This window comes from Paenibacillus sp. FSL R10-2771 (assembly GCF_038000205.1).
GTDB classification, from domain to species: domain Bacteria; phylum Bacillota; class Bacilli; order Paenibacillales; family Paenibacillaceae; genus Paenibacillus_AQ; species Paenibacillus_AQ phytohabitans.
In genome coordinates this window covers 3,899,568-3,916,795 of sequence record NZ_JBBOBM010000001.1, presented here as the reverse complement: position 1 = coordinate 3,916,795, position 17,228 = coordinate 3,899,568, and the positions used below count along the sequence as shown (strand labels likewise).

14 protein-coding genes are annotated in these 17,228 nt (G+C 54.3%); 12 read left to right on the top strand and 2 right to left on the bottom strand.

Annotated elements, in window-relative coordinates; all coding sequences use genetic code 11:
* Positions 1-59: 59 nt before the first annotated feature.
* Entirely contained in the window at positions 60-959 is a 900-nt protein-coding gene (locus NSU14_RS16935; protein WP_340946367.1) for a selenium metabolism-associated LysR family transcriptional regulator, read from the top strand.
* 93 nt (positions 960-1,052) lie between these two features.
* Positions 1,053-1,913, top strand: a complete 861-nt coding sequence (locus NSU14_RS16930; protein WP_445670093.1) for a PHP domain-containing protein — start codon at positions 1,053-1,055, stop codon at positions 1,911-1,913.
* 154 nt (positions 1,914-2,067) lie between these two features.
* Here the strand turns inward: NSU14_RS16930 and NSU14_RS16925 are convergent, their stop codons facing one another.
* The gene (locus NSU14_RS16925) at positions 2,068-3,954 is read right to left on the bottom strand and encodes an Rqc2 family fibronectin-binding protein (protein ID WP_042136574.1); all 1,887 of its coding nucleotides are present in this window, start codon (positions 3,952-3,954) and stop codon (positions 2,068-2,070) included.
* A gap of 190 nt (positions 3,955-4,144) precedes the next feature.
* Between NSU14_RS16925 and NSU14_RS16920 the strand changes: the two genes are divergently transcribed.
* The 5 genes from NSU14_RS16920 (at position 4,145) to NSU14_RS16900 (ending at position 12,569) form a co-directional block, all read left to right on the top strand.
* Positions 4,145-6,955: a calcium-translocating P-type ATPase, SERCA-type gene (locus NSU14_RS16920; RefSeq protein WP_340946365.1), complete on the top strand. Its 2,811-nt coding sequence runs from the start codon at positions 4,145-4,147 to the stop codon at positions 6,953-6,955.
* Positions 6,956-7,067: 112 nt separating this feature from the next.
* Positions 7,068-7,904 carry a diaminopimelate epimerase gene (gene dapF, locus NSU14_RS16915; protein ID WP_042136578.1) on the top strand — a complete coding sequence of 279 codons (837 nt, stop codon included), beginning with the start codon at positions 7,068-7,070 and terminating at the stop codon, positions 7,902-7,904.
* Positions 7,905-8,431: 527 nt separating this feature from the next.
* Positions 8,432-10,252, top strand: a complete 1,821-nt coding sequence (locus NSU14_RS16910; RefSeq protein WP_336102787.1) for a spore germination protein — start codon at positions 8,432-8,434, stop codon at positions 10,250-10,252.
* Positions 10,236-11,450: a Ger(x)C family spore germination protein gene (locus NSU14_RS16905; protein WP_336102832.1), complete on the top strand. Its 1,215-nt coding sequence runs from the start codon at positions 10,236-10,238 to the stop codon at positions 11,448-11,450. The genes NSU14_RS16910 and NSU14_RS16905 overlap by 17 nt, the downstream gene beginning before the upstream one ends.
* Positions 11,451-11,468: 18 nt before the next feature.
* Positions 11,469-12,569, top strand: coding sequence for a GerAB/ArcD/ProY family transporter (locus NSU14_RS16900; protein WP_042136580.1), 1,101 nt, complete (start codon positions 11,469-11,471; stop codon positions 12,567-12,569).
* Here the strand turns inward: NSU14_RS16900 and NSU14_RS16895 are convergent.
* Positions 12,542-12,799, bottom strand: coding sequence for a hypothetical protein (locus NSU14_RS16895; protein ID WP_042136582.1), 258 nt, complete (start codon positions 12,797-12,799; stop codon positions 12,542-12,544). The genes NSU14_RS16900 and NSU14_RS16895 overlap by 28 nt on opposite strands.
* 156 nt (positions 12,800-12,955) lie before the next feature.
* Here NSU14_RS16895 and NSU14_RS16890 point away from each other — a divergent pair, with 156 nt between their 5' ends.
* The 5 genes from NSU14_RS16890 to rpoZ are packed head-to-tail and all read left to right on the top strand — an operon-like array spanning position 12,956 to position 16,923.
* Positions 12,956-14,830: a bifunctional homocysteine S-methyltransferase/methylenetetrahydrofolate reductase gene (locus NSU14_RS16890; RefSeq protein ID WP_340946361.1), complete on the top strand. Its 1,875-nt coding sequence runs from the start codon at positions 12,956-12,958 to the stop codon at positions 14,828-14,830.
* Between the two features lie 38 nt (positions 14,831-14,868).
* Positions 14,869-15,765: a YicC/YloC family endoribonuclease gene (locus NSU14_RS16885; RefSeq protein ID WP_336102790.1), complete on the top strand. Its 897-nt coding sequence runs from the start codon at positions 14,869-14,871 to the stop codon at positions 15,763-15,765.
* Between the two features lie 51 nt (positions 15,766-15,816).
* A complete protein-coding gene (gene remA / locus NSU14_RS16880; RefSeq protein ID WP_006209218.1) occupies positions 15,817-16,077 on the top strand; it encodes an extracellular matrix/biofilm regulator RemA in 261 nt (86 codons plus the stop codon).
* An 18-nt stretch (positions 16,078-16,095) separates the two neighbouring features.
* Entirely contained in the window at positions 16,096-16,665 is a 570-nt protein-coding gene (gmk, locus tag NSU14_RS16875) for a guanylate kinase (RefSeq protein ID WP_039298007.1), read from the top strand.
* A gap of 54 nt (positions 16,666-16,719) precedes the next feature.
* The gene (gene rpoZ / locus NSU14_RS16870) at positions 16,720-16,923 is read left to right on the top strand and encodes a DNA-directed RNA polymerase subunit omega (RefSeq protein ID WP_042136588.1); all 204 of its coding nucleotides are present in this window, start codon (positions 16,720-16,722) and stop codon (positions 16,921-16,923) included.
* Positions 16,924-17,228 lie beyond the last annotated feature (305 nt).

Sequence of the window (17,228 nt, the reverse complement as noted above, 5' to 3'; positions counted from 1 at the left end):
CATTCATTCGAAGCAAATCGCCACTTTGAGTGGTTATTTTGAAAAGGAGTCAGAAAAGCATGAACTTTCACCAGCTACATATTTTTTATACCGTATCCGAACGGGGCAGCTTCTCGGCGGCGGCACTGACGCTGCATATGACACAGCCCGCAGTGACGATGCAGATTCAGGCGCTGGAGGATTATTTCGGAGCCAAGCTGTTTGACCGGTCGACTAAAAAAATAATGCTCTCCGAAGCCGGCCGCACGCTGATGCCATTCGCGCTGCGCAGTATGCAGCTGATGCGGGAGACGGATCAGGCGATGTCAGCCTTCACCCATATGCTGGAGGGCCGGCTGCAGCTGGGCGCAAGCCTGACGATCGGCGAATATGTGCTTCCGCGCCTGCTCGGTCCCTTCGGCAGGGAATACCCGAACATCTCAATCATGATGAAGGTGATGAACACCACGCAGATTATGGAGGAGATTAACAAACACCAGCTGAACTTCGGGCTGATCGAAGCGCCGGTGTCCCATCCGGATATGGTCATCGAGCCGGTCATGGGCGATGAGCTCAAGCTGATCGTTCCGCAGGGTCATCCGCTGGCTGACCAGGCTGAAGTTAGCCTAAGTGATGCGCTCGGCTATCCGTTCGTGCTCCGTGAGCAGGGCTCAGGGACCCGGCGGGTGATGGAAGAGCAGCTGCTGGCGAAGGGGCTTGATCCCGGCGCCATGCGGATTGTGATGGAGCTGGGCAGTACAGGCGCTGTGAAGTCGGCAGTGGAGGCCGGGCTTGGAATTACGATTATTTCAACATCGTCGGTTAAGCATGAGGTGGCGCTCGGACTGCTGAAGATTGTCAATCTCACAGATGCCTCGTTCAAACGGCAGTTCTACGCGATTCATCTGAAGTCAACGCTGCTGCCGATTTCGGCTGTAACGTTCCTGACCTTCCTGCGCCAGCATGCGGACGGGCAATAGCTGAATAAGAACGCCGCAGACAAGATATAACTTGGAGAATGGAGGGGCATTCATATGGATGAGAAGAATAATAACAGTGAACATATGCAGGGAATCGAAGAGGGGCCCGCGCCGGGAAGATGTGATCTGCATAGCCACACACAGGCTTCGGACGGTATGCAGCCTCCGGCTGAGAATGTGCGTCTGGCTTATGAGAAAGGGCTGGCAGCAGTAGCCATTACCGACCATGATACCGTAAGCGGTATTGCAGAAGCGCTGGAAGCCGGTAAGCGGCTGGGAATTACGGTAGTTCCCGGTGTAGAGATCAGTACGCGGGCCGGAGGGAAAGAGATTCACGTGCTCGGCTATTATATCGATACGGAGCAGGAGCTGTTCCTGTCCCGGCTGGAACAGCAGCGGAATACCCGCCTGGGGCGAAATGAGGCAATAATAGACAAGCTTCGCGGGCTGGGGATTGAGATCAGCATGGAGCAGGTGTTATCGGGCATGGGCCGTGAGCTGAAGCCGGATGAGAGTGTTGGCCGGCCGCATATTGCCGATGAGCTGGTGCGCCTGGGAGCAGCTGCGGACATGCGGGATGCGTTTGATAAATATCTGGCTGAAGGTGCAGCGGCGTATGTATCGCCTCCGCGCATCACGCCGGAAACCGCTTGCCGCTGGATACAGGAAGCGGGCGGTGCAGCGGTGCTGGCCCATCCCGGCATTTACGGGGATGATGAACTGGTGCGGAAGATCCTGGAGACCGGTGCTCTGCGCGGAATCGAGGTCTACCATTCCGATCATGGTCCGGCGGAGCATGAGCGTTATCTTGCGCTGGCTGAGGAATTCGGCCTGCTGGTCACCGGCGGCTCGGATTTCCATGGGGCGCGGCAAGGCGTGATTTTCCACGGGGATATCGGCAGTGTCCATGTATCCACAGCTGTGCTGGAGCAATTGAAGGCAGCCCGAAGCTGAACCTGAACCTGAATGGTAAGCGATCCGCCTTAGGAAAGGCCGGTAGCCTGTGAAAATACCTGCCCTATGAAACTTGTAGGGCGGCAATACCAAAAACAACCTCCATTCCATTGGCGATGATGCCAGTGGCTGGAGGTTGTTTGGTTTCCCTGGACTAGCTTCGCAGAACGCTTGCCAGACCTTTGATACGCTCTTCATCCGGTGTGACGAATAGCGTCCGCTGATGATCGTAGATGACGAAGCCCGGTTTAGCCCCGCTTGGTTTACGGACGTACCGGATCAGGGTGCTGTCTACCGGAACGCTGCTCGACTGCTTCGCCTGGCTGAAGTAAGCGGCGAGCTGTGCAGCTTCTTCTAAGGTGGCATCGCCGAATTCCTCGCTGCGGATAACCACATGCGAACCCGGAATGTCTTTGGTGTGCAGCCAGGTATCGTTCGCCGAAGCCAGACGGTTGGTGACATATTCGTTCTGCAGATTGTTTTTGCCTACATAGATGTCGATGCCTTCGGAAGAGGTGAACACCTGCAGGGTAGGGCGGGTCGCCTTCTTCTTCTTTTTGCCCTTTTTGCTGCGGTCACGCAGGTAGCCCTGGCTTACCAGCTCCTCACGGATTTCCTCGATATCATTCAGGGAGGCGTGGGCGAGCTGCTGCTGCAGCGTCTCCATGTAGGCAATCTCCTCATGGGTTTTGAGCAGCTGTTCGCCGATGACCCGCAGGCTGTTCTTATATTTGTTGTATTTCTTGAAATAGCGCTGCGCATTGTCCGTAGGGCTTAAGAGCGGATCTAGCGGAACAGTGATTTCCGCCTGATTCTCATCGTAATAGTTTACTAGCTTTGCCGTCTTATCCCCTTTGTTCAAAGTGTGCAGGGAAGCGAACAGCAGCTCGCCCCAGATCCGGAACTGGTCGGCGTCCTGGGCCTCGTCCAGATCCTTCTGCAGATTGGCAAGCTTCTTGATGTTTTTGCCGCGCTCATTGCCGAGGAAACGGATCAGGTCGCTTACCCGCTGCTTCACGGTATCCTTCTCCGCTTTATCCCCGTAATAATCCTCCAGGCATGTGCTGATGGAGCTGTACTGCTTCACATTCCCGCCCATCAGCTTCAGCGGTATGGCGGAAAAGATCGGTTTGCCTTTGGCATTCAAGCCGGAGACCGGCGAGAACCGGAGCTCCCTAACCGGCTCCATTACAGAATTGAAGGCTTCCCACAGCTGGTCCGGGTGGTTTACCCCGCTGCTGAACTCCTGAGCATCGCCCCCGAGTACCTTGTAGCGGTGGACGATCTCACCGGCAATGAGCGGACTCAGGCCGTTAAAAGCATGCACCAGCCAGCCCGCAGGGTCGTCTGATGGGGAAGGGCCGCCGGAGCCGTCGGCTTTCGGTTCTTCCAGTGAGGCTAGAAGCCCCGCAATCTCGCCCTCGATCATATCCTCCTCAGGCTCCTCCGGATGCTCCGCAGCATACAGGGCAGCTTCTTCTGCCGAAGCCATCAACGAGATGAAAGCGGCCTGGCTTATGCCGAGCGGATTCAGCTTATGCTGCTGCGGCGGCTCGGTATAGGCTGCTCCCGGCATAACGACCCGGTAGCTGCTGATCGACGGGGTGACATGATGAATCCCGTCAATAATCGTGCCGGTGGACAGCTCGGTCAGAATGATGTTGCTATGCCGTCCCATCAGCTCAATGATGATCTTTTTGGCGGAGACATCTCCCAGCTCATCCCGGGTCCTGATAGTGATATGAATGATCCGCTCCATGCCCACCTGCGTGATGCTCTCAATGGTGCCGCCTTCACAATGCTTGCGCATCAGCATGCAGAACATGGGCGCTTCCGCCGGATTGATAGTGCTTCTCTCGGTCAGATGCAGCCGGGGATAGGTCGGATTCGCTGACAGCAGCAGCTTACCGCCGCCGCCCGCACCGCGAAGGGTGAAGATCAGGTCATGTGTGCTGGGTTGATATATTTTGCTGACGCGTGCACCAATGAAGGATTGAAGCTCATGCACGATCGCTTTGGTAACGATGCCGTCTAATGCCATGATAAAGTTCTCCTGTCGCCTAAAAATAATGTACTCCCTCTATGATGCCATACTTTCACTCGTTCGCGCAAAAGGAGAAACCGGATGCGGTGATAATTTGGGACGACCATGAATACACTTGGACATGAACAGGTGGAAAAGCTGTGCGCCGCCGGAAGTCAAGAAACGACCGGGAGGGGAAAGATAAGTCATGGAACAAAAAAGTTGGCACCGCCTCGGTGCAGAGGAGCTGCAGGAGATGTTCAGCGTTCATCCGGGAGAGGGTCTGAGTGCTGAGGCTGCTGCAGAGAGACGTAAAGAGAGCGGGTACAATGAGCTGTCGGAGGGCAAAAAGGTATCGCCTGTTATGCTCATGCTCAATCAGTTCAAGGATTTCATGGTGCTGGTGCTGATGGGTGCGACACTGGTATCCGGCCTGCTTGGCGAATATCTCGATGCGATTACGATTATTGCCATTATTCTGCTTAACGGGGTACTCGGTTTCGTACAGGAGTTCCGCGCAGAGCGTTCGCTCCGGGCACTGAAACAGCTGTCTGCCCCGTCTGCCAAGGTATTGCGCAGCGGGAAGCAGGAAGTGATTGCAGCCAAAATGCTGGTCCCCGGTGATATCGTCCTGCTGGAGAGCGGTGACCGTATCCCTGCGGATGTCCGCTGGCTGCAGTGCAGCGCCCTCTACGCCGAAGAATCGGCACTGACGGGGGAATCCTTACCGGTCTCCAAGCATGCGGAGGCGATTCATGCCGAAGAGATTCCCCTTGGCGACCAGAAGAATATCGGCTTCATGGGCACGATGGTGACCCGGGGAACAGGCCGGGCAGTCGTCATCCGCACCGGCATGAATACCGAGATGGGCAAGATTGCTGACCTGATCCAGAATACAGAAACCCAGGAAACGCCGCTGCAGCACCGTCTGGAGCAGCTTGGCAAGATTCTGATCTATGTCTCCCTGGGCCTCACGATTGTCGTTGTTCTTGCAGGGATTCTGCATGGACAGCCCGCACCGGCGATGTTCCTGGCAGGTGTAAGTCTGGCTGTAGCAGCCATTCCGGAAGGTCTTCCGGCGATTGTAACCATTGCTCTTGCCCTGGGTGTCCAGCGGATGATCAAGCGCAAGGCCATCGTACGGAAGCTGCCGTCCGTAGAGACCCTGGGCTGTGCCTCGGTCATCTGCTCGGATAAGACGGGGACCCTCACTCAGAATAAAATGACGGTAACGCGGGTGTGGAACGGCGGACGGAGTCTGGAAGTGACCGGAGAGGGTTATTCGCCTGCGGGACATGTACTCCATAAAGGCAAGCCTGTAGATCTGAAGAATGACCAGAGTCTGCGGCGGATGCTGCAGGTGGGCGCTTTATGCAGCAATGCTGAGATTTTTGAGACTATTGCTGATACACGCGGCAAGAAGAAGGGCAAAGGCGCGGAAGCCGAAAAGGTTGCGGACACCCAGTCTGTGTGGGAGCTTAAGGGAGATCCGACAGAGGGTGCGCTGGTAACCCTGTCTGCCAAAATGGGGTTAACTGCACAAACGCTTGCTGTTACCTATACCCGGGAAACGGAGTTTCCGTTTGATTCAGAACGCAAGCTGATGTCTGTAATCGTCAGCCATCCCGGCGGACGGATGATCTGCACCAAGGGCGCACCTGATGTGCTGCTGAATTGCTGCTCCTATATGCTGTGGGAAGGCGGAGTAGTTCCTTGTACGCCAACCTTGCGCCAGAAGGTGCTGGAGGCCAATGAGGAAATGGCCGGAGGTGCGCTGCGCGTACTGGGGATGGCATACCGCGAGATGCGTACCGGAGAAGTGGCCGGCAGCGAGAAAGAAGCGGAGTGCCAGCTTGTCTTCGTAGGGCTTGCCGGAATGATTGACCCGCCGCGCCGTGAAGTGCGCGATGCGATTCAAGTTACCCGCCGGGCCGGAATCAAAACCGTGATGATTACCGGAGACCATGGAACGACTGCGGAAGCAATTGCCCATCAGCTCGGCATTCTGCAGCGTGGGGGAACTGTCCTGACCGGCAGCCAGCTTACCCGGATGGACGATGATGCACTCGACAAAGTATCCGATAACGTCTATGTATACGCCCGGGTATCTCCTGAGCATAAGCTGCGGATTATCAAGTCGCTGCAGCGCCAGGGCCATGTGGTAGCGATGACCGGGGATGGTGTGAACGATGCTCCGGCAATCAAGGCGGCCGATATCGGAATCTCCATGGGTATCACCGGCACGGATGTAACCAAAGAAGCATCATCACTTATCTTAGGGGATGACAATTTCTCGACGATAGTTGCAGCCATTGAAGAAGGCCGGAACATCTATGAGAACATCCGCAAGTTTATCCGCTATCTCCTGGCTTCGAATGTCGGCGAGATTCTGACGATGTTCTTCGCCATGATGCTGGGGCTGCCGCTGCCGCTGGTGCCGATCCAGATTCTCTGGGTCAACCTGGTCACGGATGGACTGCCGGCGATGGCGCTGGGGGTAGACCAGCCGGAGAAGGATTTAATGGAGCACAAGCCGCGCGGAGCCAAGGAAAATATCTTCGCCCGCCGTCTGGGCTGGAAGATCGTCAGCCGCGGTCTGCTGATCGGCCTCTGCACCCTGGCCGCATTCTGGCTGACGCTGCGTATTGCTCCGGATAATGCACAGCAGCTGGTGCGGGCGCAGTCGGTTGCTTTTGCCACACTGGTTATGGCCCAGCTCATCCATGTCTTCGACTGCCGCAGCTCCCGGTCGGTATTCCACCGGAATCCGTTCCAGAACAAAGCGCTGGTGCTCGCCGTTCTGTCATCCGTGATCCTGATGCTGGCCGTTATGTACCTGCCGTTCCTGCAGCCGGTATTCAAAACCGTTCCGCTCAGCTTCCGCGAATGGTGCCTGGTGCTGGTGATGGCCGGCGTCCCGACTTTCCTGATGGGTGCGGGCAGCGTCTGGGGCGGCAAGAAGAACCGCAGCCGCAGCGGCGGACGGCAGATGATAAAAAGTACAAAGTTTTCGGCATAAAATCAATAGCATCACTCCACTCCTTTAAGGTATGCTGGTTACACTGGGAAGCTTGGTTTACGATGAACCGGCTGGCATATTTCAAACAAAACTTTTAGGAGTGGACGATACAATGGAATTTACTAAGATGCACGGACTAGGCAATGACTTTATAGTTGTATTCGGCGAAGAGGAGCTGCCGGGCAATGCTTCGGAGCTGGCAGTTACGCTGTGCAACCGGTTCTTCGGCATAGGGGCTGACGGGCTGGTGTACATTCTGCCTTCAGAGCGCGGTGATTATATGATGCGTATCATGAACTCTGACGGCTCGGAAGCCGAGCAATGCGGCAATGCCATCCGCTGTGTCTCCAAATATGTGTATGAGCACGGACTGGTGGAATCGGAGCAGATTGTGATTGAAACGATTGGTGCCGGTGAACAGAAGGTGTCCCTGAAGGTAAAAGATGGTGTGGTGGAGACTGTTACCGTGGATATGGGCGAGCCGGTTCTGTCCGGACTTCAGATTCCTGTAGCGATCGATGCAGAGCCAGTGCTGGATCAGCCGATCGAGGCGGACGGAACGGAATTCAAATTCACCGCCGTATCCATGGGCAATCCGCATGCGGTTATTTATGTAGACGATGCTGTATCCTTCGACCTCGGCACGTGGGGACCGAAGCTGGAAGTACATCCGCTCTTCCCGCGCAAAGTAAATGTGGAGTTCGCTACCGTTGTGGACCGCGGACATGTGGATATGCGTGTCTGGGAGCGCGGTGCCGGACCTACGCTGGCCTGCGGAACCGGAGCCTGTGCCACTCTGGTCTCCTCCGTACTGAACGGGGTAACGGACCGTTCAGCCTGGATCAGCCTGAAGGGCGGCGACCTGTTCATCGAGTGGAATGAGGAAGATAATCATGTGTATATGACCGGTCCTGCACAGGTGGTGTATACCGGTTCGGTGGATATTTAAGCCGGATTAAACACCAATAGCAATAGATATGGAATCCCCCGCGAGCTGCGAGCTTACGGGGGATTTCTGCATCCGCCGGGCCTTCACCCGGTGGAATTTGAACTTTTCGCTGCGGCTGGAGCACGATTTCCCTGATGAACTCCGCCAATTGCACCATAGCCCGCCATTTTTTAAAAATCCTGCCCGAAATACAACATTTCCTACTTTAATCAGCTCCAAATCCGGAATTGTTGTACGAAATACAGCATTTTTCCTCCTCTAAGCCACTTAGCGAGATAATTCCTGTATTTCATACAACAATCCTCTAGAATGCCCGGTTATCTATGAGCCAAAGCTGTAATACGTACAACATTTTGCCGGTGTGGCGTGGATTCAAGTGACGTGAATTTAAGCGGCGTGAACTTAAGAATCTCAATTCAGCCCATTGATACCCGGGAGCTCCAGTCCGCCGGGAACCCAGCCGAATAATGGCAAGGATATCCGCGAATAATAGAACTCTGCATGAGCATGGGAGGGATGAGGCGGATATGAAGTCATGGTCCAATAAACATAAACAGACAGCTGCAGCTCCGGCGAACCGGCCAGCTGAAGGCGGAACTCCTGATCTGTCCGATAACGTTGCCCGGAATCTGGATATTATGCAGTCTGAGCTTGGCGGCAGTCCGGATCTCAAAGTCCGCAGAATCCAGATCGGGGGAGAACGCCGGATTGAAGCGGCGGCAATCCACCTCAGCGGATTGGCCGATACGGTGGCCGTTAACGAATTTGTGATTGGCTCGCTGCTGGGCAATACGGAGGACCTGTTCCCGGACGATTCGGACGATATGGTAACAGCCAGCGATCAAGCCGCACCGGAGACCAGCCATGGCGGTGCAGCAGCTTCCGGCACCGCCGCTCGGGCGGAAGCTGCAATTAACGCCACAGCTGAGTCTGCTGCTAACTCCGCTGCTAAGTCTGCCCCCATATTCACCGCAGAGCCCGGCACCGGACGCTCCACCCTTCCGCAGCTGATTCTAAACCGCGCCCTGGAAATCGGCGACGCGGTACTTCAGGAGGGATGGAAGGATATCATGTTGGCCGTTCTCTCAGGCGACACCGTTATATTGCTGGAGGGATACCGGACAGCTATTATCTGCGAGACCCGGGGCGGAGAGCAGCGCTCGGTCAGCGAGCCTTCCTCACAGCTTGTGGTCCGGGGGCCGAAGGATGGTTTTGTAGAGTCAGTGGCCACGAACATCTCACTGATCCGCCGCCGGATCAAATCGCCCAAGCTGCGTCTGGAATACATGAAGATAGGTACAGAAACACAGACCCATGTGGCTCTGATGTATATGAAGGGGATAGCCGGGGAAGATCTGATCCGGGAAGTCAGGGAACGTCTGCATAAGATAGCCCTAGATGAAGTGCTGGAGTCGGGCTTCATTGAAGAATTAATTCAGGATAAGACGTTCACACCGTTTCCTACCATATACAATTCGGAACGGCCGGATGTGGCGGCAGGTAATCTGCTGGAAGGCAGAGTGGTCATTATTGTCGACGGCACCCCGTTTGTCCTGATCCTTCCGGCAGTGTTCACACAGTTTTTTCAGTCTGCTGAGGATTATTCCCAGCGTTTTGATATCGCCATTTTGATGCGGGTCATCCGTTATGTCAGCTTTCTGGTCCTGATTCTCGGCCCTTCCGTTTATCTGGCACTGACTACCTATCATTATGAGATGATACCGACAACACTGCTGATCAATCTGCTCTCGCAGCGGGAGAATGTACCTTTCCCGGCTTTTGTGGAGGTGCTGCTGATGGAAACGGCTTTTGAGATTCTCCGGGAAGCCGGAGTGCGGATGCCCCGTGTCATCGGGCAAACGGTATCCGTTGTCGGTGCGCTTATCCTGGGAACCGCTGTGGTGGAAGCGGGGATCATTACACCGATCATGGTTATCGTGGTAGCGTTGACCGGGATTGCCAGCTTTGCCATTCCGGCGTATAACATGGCGATTGCCGGTAGGCTTATCCGGTTTGCTTTTCTGATCATGGCAAGCATGTTCGGCTTCTACGGGATTACGCTGGCACTGATTGTACTAGTGGCACATATGAACAGCCTGCGTTCCTTCGGCATTCCCTATCTGTCCCCGTTCGTGCCTCTTTCGGTCAAAGGGCAGAAGGATACGATTCTCAGGCTGCCGCTCTGGCTGATGGGCCCCCGCAAATCACCGCAGCAGATGCGCGCAGAACTGCCTGAATACATGCAGCTAACAACGGGCTATGACGAGCAGCTGTCTCCGCTCATTCTCAAGAATAATACCGTTGCCAGGCAGCAGGCCGAAGGTGAACAACATGAAACTGATGAATAAGATAACCGTCATCCCTGGACTGCTGCTGGCTCTTCTGCCGCTGCTCCTGCTTACCGGCTGCTGGGACAATGTGGAGCTTAACCGACGGGCCATTGTCTCAGGGGTAGCCATCGACCGGGGGCCGACCGAGGCCGAGAAATACCGGCTGTCTTTTCAGGTCATCGTTGCTGAGGAAATATCCGGGGAGAATGCCCGGGGCATTTCCCCGGTTGCCATGTACACAGGTACCGGCCGGACGATGTTCGAGGCACTGGCCGATGCTTCCCGGCAAACAGCGCGTTTCTTATCCCTGGGGCATGTACGGGTGCTGGTGGTGTCCGAGGAGCTCGCCCGCGACGGAATCAAGGATATCCTGGATGTGCTGGAGCGGGAGAGTGATACCAGGCTAACCAGTCTGATCTTTATCGCCAAAGGACAGCCGGCGCATGAACTGATGTCGACGATGACTGTGTTCAGCAAAATCCCTGTGAATGATCTGGTGGAGAAGCTGGAGACAACCTCGAAGCAGTTCGGCTACAACTTCCGGATGGAGGTGGATGATGTGATCCGCGGGGTTCAGCTCACAGGAGGCGGACCTATTATCAATGGGGTGTTTACGAGCGGAAGCAGGGAGGGCGCAGACACCAACGATAACCTGAAAAGCATTTCACCCAAGACCATTCTGAGAATTTCAGGACTGGCAGCGTTCAAGGACGATAAGATGAAAGGCTGGCTGGACGGCGACGCCGCACTGGGCACCGTTCTTTTGCATAACAAAATCAAAGAGTTTCCCGTTGTAATCAAGGACAAAGAAGACGGCTATCTGTCTTTCAATGTCTATCAGTCCCAGGTAACCTTGAAGGCGGCTGTTACAGATCCGGAGCATCCGGTCATTATCGTGAAAATCAGACAACAGGCTGCGATTAAGGAATCTGCCAATTCCCTGGACCTTACTTCACCGGAGGTACTGGAGGGATTGTCTGAACAGCTGACCGAGGAAACGATCAAGCAGATTAAGGCAGCAATTGCTTCAGCCCGGGAGTTCAAAAGCGATTATCTCGGCTTCGGCCAGGTGCTGCAGCGGAGCCATCCGCGCGGCTGGAAGCAGGTCAAGGATCATTGGGAGGATATTTTCGCAGCCTGTGAAGTCCAATTTGACGCAGATGCCGTCATCCGGCATACGGATATGCGCAGCAACTCTTTTCAGATCAACAAATAAATCCGGGGAGGTCTACATATGGGGACGATCAAAATCGGACTGGGCCAGTTCTTCTGCTTGACCGTTTTGTTTGAGCTGGGAACGGCACTGGTTGTCAATCTGGGCATGGAGTCCGGCAGGGATGCCTGGCTCTCGATTCTGGTCGGCTGTGTGGCCGGTCTGATCGTGTTCACGGGTTATGCCTATCTGTACCGCAAGCACCCCGACATGCCATTTACCGCCTATACGCGGCAATTGCTCGGCAAATATATCGGAACCCCGGTGGCCATACTGTACATCATTCTCTACATTAACCTTGCCGCCCGGGATTTGCGCGATGGCAGCACTATGCTCGCTATGGCAACCATGCACAACACTCCGCTGTTTATTCTCAGCACGCTGATGGTGCTCTCGGGGGCGTATGTGCTGCATAAAGGCGTGGAGGTGCTGAGCAGGACTTCGGTGGTTTTTGCGCTTGTCGTGATGCTGATCGGCTTGTTCGGCACAATTATGCTGGTGCTCTCGGGGTCTATCAATTTGCACAGACTGCTGCCCGTGCTCGAGAATGGCCTCCAGCCTGTGCTGGTCTCGGTGGCGCATCAGAATTACATGTTTCCGTTCGGTGAGATGGTTTGCTTCACCATGCTGATGCCCTATTTGTCCAGTGTCAAAAAAGGACCATGGGTCATCGCCGCCGGTATCCTCTTCTCCGCCATTCTGCTCAGCTTCACTATGGCCTTGAATATTTCAGTCCTGGGTGAGGATATTGTGGAGCGCTCGCCGCTGCCGCTGATGCCGACGATCAGCAAGATTTCGATCTCGGATTTCATCCAGCGTGTGGATATATTTGTAGTGATGGTGCTGATTATCGGGGTGTTTTTCAAAATGGCTGTGTTCTTTGCCGCTGCACTGGTCGGTATTTCGGAGCTGTTCCATATGCCTTTCCGCCGGATGCTGTATCCTTGTGCGCTGATTATTCTGTTCACCTCCATGCTGGATGCCCGCAGCTTTACAGAGCATCTGGATGAGGGCGGAGGTCTTTTATATTTGGTGTATCCTTTTTTCATGCTGGTTGTTCCGGCGGTGCTGGTGGTGATGGCGGCAGTCCGGGCTCATTTCTCTGCACCGCGTCCGGGCTGAGTTCCGCGTATCCAGTAGACGGCATCCGGCACGATCATGCAGAGGATCAGCACTGTTGCGGTCAGCTTCTCGGAAGCAGTATAGAGCAGGTAATCGAAAATGTAGCCGATATTATCCAGCCCGTACCCGAAAAGCCAATCCCCCAGATACAAATACAGCAGCGAGAGGGCGGACAGCAGCAGGATGACAGCATATTTGCGCAGCAGCAACTTACGGGTGTTTTTTTTCATTGGACAGGCTCCTCTGTAAAAGAATAGGAGTAGTATGAATCATTTGCCGGTATGCCATGCAAAGGGCGTCTGTTTCCGCTGATCAAAGCTTATCATCCATCCCGTTTTATGTTACATTAGTATGAAACTAATGACAAAAAAGGGGAGGTTCTTGCGGTGAAGCCGGATTTGCGTTCTGCATGGGAGAATAACGTATTGGTCGGAGACGGAGCGATGGGAACCTTTTTATATCAAAAGGGTTTCCCTGTAGGCATCTCCTATGAGGAATTAAATCTGACCTCTCCGGAGGTGATTGAGGATGTGCACCGGAGCTATATGGAGGCCGGTTCTGTCCTGCTGGAGAGTAACACATATTCGGCAAACTATGATAAGCTCTCCAAATTCGGGCTGGAATCGAAGGTTGCCGAGATCAACCGTGCCGGGATAAGAATTGCCCGCACTGCCGCCGGAGAGACCGGCTATGTAGTCGGGGCTGTGGGATCTATACGCGCCGGCAAACGGGCTAATTTGTCCTCGGCTGAGCTTAAGCGGTTTTTCTCGCAGCAGATTGCTGCGCTGCTGGAAGAGCAGCCGGACGGTATCATGCTGGAGACCTTTTATGATGTGGAAGAGCTTCACCTGGCACTCAGAACCGTCCGCAAGCTCAGCGGGCTTCCTGTAATCTGCCAGCTGGCTGTAGATGACTCGGCGCGCACACTGGACGGGCTGACACTGCCTGAGGCGTTCCGCATTCTGGAACAGGACGGGGCAGATGTCATCGGCTTCAACTGCAACACCGGACCGAACGGCATCAAGCGTGCGCTGGGCACTCTTCAGGGGCGGCTTGTGCTTCCGGTATCGATCTATCCCAATGCGGGGGTAGCAGATTATGTGGACGGCCAGTACCGCTATGGGGCATCACCGGAATATTTCGGCCAGATGGCTCCGGTCTTCGCGGATATGGGCAGCCGGATCATCGGAGGATGCTGCGGCACCACTCCCCGGCATATTGCGGAAATTTCCGCTGCACTCAAGGAGTACACGGTTACGCCGCTTCCGGAGCTTGATGAACATAGAATGGCAGAACGGATTTCTGTACATGAGCATTTGAGCGAGGATGAAGGACAGGGCGGAGCTGAACCGACACTTGTGGATCTGGTCAAGGAACGGCATACGGTAATCGTAGAGCTTGACCCGCCGCGTGATTTGGACATCGCGAAGTTCATGCGGGGAGCAGAAGCGCTGCGCAGAGCCGGTGCGGATGCGCTGACACTGGCAGACAACTCGCTCGCTGTTACCCGGATGAGCAATATGGCACTGGGACATCTGGTTCAGGCACGTACGGGCTTGCGGCCGCTGGTGCATATTGCCTGCCGGGACCGCAATCTGATTGGTACCCAGTCGCATTTAATGGGCTTTGATGCCCTTGGCATTGACCATGTCCTGGCGGTAACCGGTGATCCTGCGCGTTTCGGTGATCTGCCCGGGTCCAGTTCGATTTATGATCTGACTTCTTTTGAAATCATACGTATGATCAGGCAGCTGAATGACGGTGTAGCCTTCTCGGGCAAGCCGCTCAAACAGAAGGCGAAGTTCGTGATCGGTGCTGCGTTTAATCCCAACGTCAAGCACTTGGACAAGGCGGTGGAGCGGCTGGAGAAGAAGATCGCATCCGGTGCGGATTACATTATGACCCAGCCTGTCTATGATCCTGAATTAATTGCCCGGATTGCCAAAGCCACAGAGCATCTGGATATTCCGATCTTTATCGGAATCATGCCGCTGGCCAGCGGCCGGAACGCTGAATATCTCCATAATGAGGTTCCGGGAATTCAGCTCTCCCCCGAGGTCCGCAGCCGCATGCAGGGACTGGAAGGCGAAGCGGGGCGCGCGGAAGGCGTTCTTATCGCCAAGGAGCTGCTGGATGCGGCGACTGCGCATTTTAACGGCATCTATCTGATTACACCCTTTATGTTCTATGATATGAGTGTACAGCTGCTGGAGTATGTCTGGGCGAAGCAGGGACGCAGATTGTCCCCCTTGTTTCGCTAGTAAGAATCAATTACAATAGTGTAATGGATGTGATTCCGTTGTCATTTAGTATGACCGGATACGGTCAGTCATCCCTGCAATTCGGTGGACACAAGATTAGTTTCGAAGTCAAATCGGTGAATAACCGTTACTGCGAAGTTGTGCTGCGGATGCCCCGGGATTGGACGGGTTATGAGGATATGGTGCGGCGGCTGGTTCAAGCCCATATCAAACGGGGACGGGTAGATGTTATCATTAATAGGGAACTCACCGAGGGTGCGGCTGACGCGCATGCGCTGAACCGCACGCTGGTGAAGTCCTATCTGGACGCAGCAGAGGCCTTAAGACGGGAGTATGGATTCCAGGGAGAGTTGACTCTCCGTGATATACTTTCTATGCCCGGTGTTATGGAATTCAAGGAAGAGATTCCGACTGCTTCTGCGTCTCCCTCTGAAGAAGTTGCAGAGCTCCTCGAGAAGGGGCTCCGCCTTAGTCTGGAGGCCCTGCTGGAGATGCGTGCCCGCGAGGGCGGGTATCTGGCTGCTGACCTGTCACGCCGGCTTGACCGGCTGGAGGAGCTGCATGCCGGGATAACCGGGCTTGCGCCTATGGTTGTGCATGAATACCGCGAGAAGCTGCGGCAGCGGCTCAGCGGACTGAATGACGGGAACTTCCCGTGGGATGAGCATAAATTCGGCATGGACATTGCTATTTTCGCCGACCGCTGCAGTATAGATGAGGAGCTTACCCGGCTGTACAGTCATTTCGGGCAATGCAGGGCTTTGCTGCTTGGCAGTGAACCTGCAGGGCGCAAACTTGATTTTCTCATTCAGGAGATGAACAGGGAGACCAACACCATCGGGTCCAAGTGCAATCATCTGGACATCGTGAATCTCACGCTTGACATGAAGGCGGAGCTTGAGAAGATACGCGAGCAAGCGGCGAATTTAGAATAACAGGGACCTGAAACAAGCAAAGATGTAACTTATGGGGGGAACAACCGGAACATGGCAATCAAATTAATCAACATCGGCTTTGGGAATATCGTGTCGGCCAACCGCATTATTTCCATTGTCAGCCCGGAATCTGCACCGATCAAACGAATTATTCAGGAGGCCAGAGACCGGCATATGCTGATCGACGCCACCTACGGAAGACGGACGCGGGCCGTCATTATTACAGACAGCGACCACGTCATTCTCTCGGCCGTTCAGCCGGAGACCGTTGCTCACCGCCTATCCAGCAAAGATGACGATAACGACGAATAACAACAAATGGAGTGTACTATGTCAAAAGGATTGCTGATCATACTATCCGGCCCATCCGGCGTCGGCAAAGGTACGGTATGCACTGCGCTGCGGCCGAAGATGCCTGAACTCGTCTATTCCGTTTCCGCCACCACGCGTTCACCGCGTGCAGGTGAAGAGAACGGCGTCAATTATTTTTTCAAATCCAGAGAGCAGTTCGCGGACATGATTGAAGGTGACCAGCTGCTCGAATATGCGGAGTACGTAGGCAATTATTACGGTACTCCGCGTGACTTTGTGGAGAGAACACTCGAGAGCGGAAGAGATATTATTCTGGAAATCGAGGTTCAGGGAGCTCTCAAAGTCAAAGACAAATTCCCGGAAGGTATCTTTGTCTTCCTTCTTCCTCCGTCGATGGACGAGTTGAAGGACCGTATCCGCGGACGCGGTACGGAGCATCCTGATGTGATTAATCACCGCATGTCTGTTGCAGAGGATGAAATCGGCCTGATCCGGCATTATGATTACGCAGTAGTGAATGACGAGATCGATCTGGCCTGCAAGCGAATAGAAAGCATTATTATCGCCGAACATTGTAAGGTGAGATGATAGGTTCTACAGGATTGGTTCATATTTATAGTAAAAGATGAAGAGGTGTTCTGCATGCTATATCCATCCATTGACGAACTGGTGACCAAGGTCGACAGTAAGTATTCCCTGGTTGTCGCTTCAGCCCGCCGGGCTAGAGCGCTCCGTGAAGGCGGAAAGACTGATATCAAGAACCCGAGATCGCACAAGTTTGTTGGTGTTGCGCTTGAAGAGATCTATGAAGACCGCATTATCGTAACACGCGGCGACGAAGAATAGTCTCAAGGTTCCGGCTCAAGGCTCACAGCAGAAACGGAAACCATCCCGCTTAGGGATGGCGCAGCCGTTTCTTCTTGAGTTAAGCCAGTTAAGCTGCACAATGAAATAGATAATAGCCCGCACCGGGCTGTTCCTGACAACCGGAAGGTTGTTATTTTTTTCTCTATTTATAAGGGAATTTAGTTCCTTTATTCAAAAAACTAAATGAAATCTATACAGCTTCCTTTTGACGTAAATATGAAGATTTTCATTTCTTCTTTTCATAGCGGCATATACAATGGGCACAGATTGAGGTACAGGGGGGA